Origin of the sequence: Mesorhizobium sp. M2A.F.Ca.ET.039.01.1.1, assembly GCF_003998035.1 — a bacterium.
In the GTDB taxonomy this organism is placed as follows: domain Bacteria; phylum Pseudomonadota; class Alphaproteobacteria; order Rhizobiales; family Rhizobiaceae; genus Mesorhizobium.
Genome location: NZ_RZRY01000919.1, coordinates 1 through 2090, shown reverse-complemented (window position 1 = coordinate 2090; position 2090 = coordinate 1). Strand labels below are relative to the sequence as shown.

Here is a 2090-nt window from a genome sequence, read left to right as displayed (position 1 = left end):
GAACTCTCGCTTCTGATCCATCATGGACACCTCGTAAAACGGCATTCCATCCCTCCCGATCCAAGGATCGGGAAGTGTCCACGATGTCTCCGAACGCCTGTCCACCATCTCCCCAGTCTGTACAGTTTGGCGGGGGCGAGGAAGGGGCGCCTATCTAAATCGCCTTGGTCAGGCGCAGCAGCCCCAGCATCTCGACGAAGGTTCCTTTGCGGAAGGCGATATAGGTCGGTTCCTCGACACCGTGGAAGCGGCGCTTGAAGGCCGCCTGGCCCTGCAGGTTGAAGCGCGAGCGGTTGACCCAGGGCGACTTGTAGGCGCGCTGGAAGGCGTTGCGCCAGAAATCCGATTCGGCGAAGCCGCTGGGCTCGATGTCGAGCAGCGGCGAGAGGCCGAGCGTCACCTGCGAGATACCTTCCTCGCGAAAGCGGTCGACGGCGAATTTGGTCAGTCCGACCTCGGCATGCGGCGTCGCGTCGGTCTGCTTGCGCTTGAAGGCGGTGGTGTAGCCGATCACCTTGCCGTCGCGAAACAGCGGGTCGAAATCCAGGATGGCGAGAAGCCGGCCTTCGGGGCTGTGCAGGAGGAAGCGGCGCATGCCGGCACCGAGCTCCTCGGAGAAGCGGCGGTTGAGGAAACCCATCTCCCAGCGCTTGATGATGCGCTTTTTGCGCCAGTCGGCGGAAAGCTGCTTGATCTCTTCCTGCAGCATGTCGCCCGTGCCCTCGGCGAGGAGAAAACCCTTCTTCGCCAGCCAGCGCTCGGAATAGCGCACCGTCTCGTTGCGCTTGCCGGAAAAATCATGCGCCGGCAAAAGCAGCCTGGTGTCGATGCCGAACCGGTTGACCTGGTAGCCGAGACCGGCGAGCACCTTGGCCGTGTCGGCGCCGATCTGCACGAACCAGGGGCCGCCGGCCGCCTCGACGAAGCGCTTGATATAGGCCGGGCGGTCGGCTGGGTCGGCCACCGGATCGCCCAGTGCGAAATGACGGCTCATCTTGGTGCCGAAGGCGATGTAGCCGTCGCCCTCGCTGAAATAGGACAGCTTCTTCTGCACGGCCGTGGAATAGGCGAGCGAGAAATCGCCGTGGCGGCGCACCAGCCCCAGGCGCTCCTCATCGCTCAATTCGCGCCGCGGAACCTTGGGTGCCACGGCATCGAGAAGCCGATCAAAATAGATGCGCAGGGGCGCCATGAGCTCCGCGTGCCAAGAAGTGATGACCTGCCCCCGCAGGTCGCGAATCGCTGGCGACCGCTGCCGGCTACGCCGCGACAGCGATATAGGATGCAATTGACGGCGAATGAAGGGCAAAGGTCAGAAGCCTTCGGCATCGGCGGTCGGCCGCGCGAAACACGGAACTCAGCGGCGTGTGCTCGCATCCGGATTTTCGCGGCGGCGGCCTCGCCAGGCTGTTGTCGCTGTTTGTGGCCAACCGCATCATGGCGCGTGGCGAGGTGCCATATCTGCACGCCTTTGCCAACAATGCAGCGGCGATAAAGCTCTACGAGTCGATCGGCTTCCGGCTGCGCAGCGCGATGAACATCGCGGTGGTTCAGCGGGCGAGATAGCGGCTGTCTGGATCAGGCGGTTTTCGACTTCGGCCGACGGAAGCAAACCGTCTCCATCAACATCTCTTCATCGACCATGCCGGCATTGTAGAGCGCGAGCACAGTCAGCGCGATCTCCCGCGCCTCGTCCGATTCGGGATGCGCCTCGCGACTTCGGCAGGCTTCATCGAAGACGCGTTGCAAGGTGGCGACCTGGGCGGGTTTCAGCAGGCCACGGTCATAAATGGACTTCGGCATGGCGATCTCCTGGCGAGGAGCTAGGGCGCCACCTATAAAAGATCAATCTTTCCTGAGGCTTGATCGACTTCAACCAAAACAGGGGGCTCGGGCCCTGCCGAGCCCCCGCCATGTCGGGTGCTTAGAGCAATTCCAGGAAAAGTGTGAGCGGTTTTCCGTCCGGAATTGCATAAAAACAGAGAGATAGTGTCCTCACACCGCGATCTTGCCGCCGCCCTGCTTCGTGATCGCAACGACCGACGGCCGCACCGGCATGTCCGGCTTGAAGTCCGGCCAGCGGGTCGACG

Annotated in this window: 2 protein-coding genes and 1 pseudogene; 1 reads left to right on the top strand and 2 read right to left on the bottom strand. The window is 62.7% G+C overall.

The window, feature by feature from the left end:
• Window positions 1-154: 154 nt before the first annotated feature.
• The gene (locus tag EOA24_RS35560; RefSeq protein ID WP_126080259.1) at window positions 155-1192 is read right to left on the bottom strand and encodes a phosphatidylglycerol lysyltransferase domain-containing protein; all 1038 of its coding nucleotides are present in this window, start codon (window positions 1190-1192) and stop codon (window positions 155-157) included.
• Window positions 1193-1350: 158 nt separating this feature from the next.
• Between EOA24_RS35560 and EOA24_RS35555 the strand changes: the two are divergent.
• Window positions 1351-1566 (top strand): annotated as a pseudogene (locus EOA24_RS35555) (GNAT family N-acetyltransferase); the annotation flags it as partial.
• A gap of 12 nt (window positions 1567-1578) precedes the next feature.
• On the opposite strand, the gene EOA24_RS35550 reads toward EOA24_RS35555, so the two are convergent.
• On the bottom strand, window positions 1579-1803 hold the full coding sequence (locus tag EOA24_RS35550; RefSeq protein WP_126080260.1) for a hypothetical protein: 225 nt from the start codon (window positions 1801-1803) through the stop codon (window positions 1579-1581).
• Window positions 1804-2090 lie beyond the last annotated feature (287 nt).

What these genes read in the sequence shown, in the direction of transcription:
- EOA24_RS35550 (WP_126080260.1), bottom strand. Translation starts at nt 1,803, where the DNA reads ATGCCGAAGTCCATTTATGACCGTGGCCTGCTGAAACCCGCCCAGGTC.
- EOA24_RS35560 (WP_126080259.1), bottom strand. Translation starts at nt 1,192, where the DNA reads ATGGCGCCCCTGCGCATCTATTTTGATCGGCTTCTCGATGCCGTGGCA.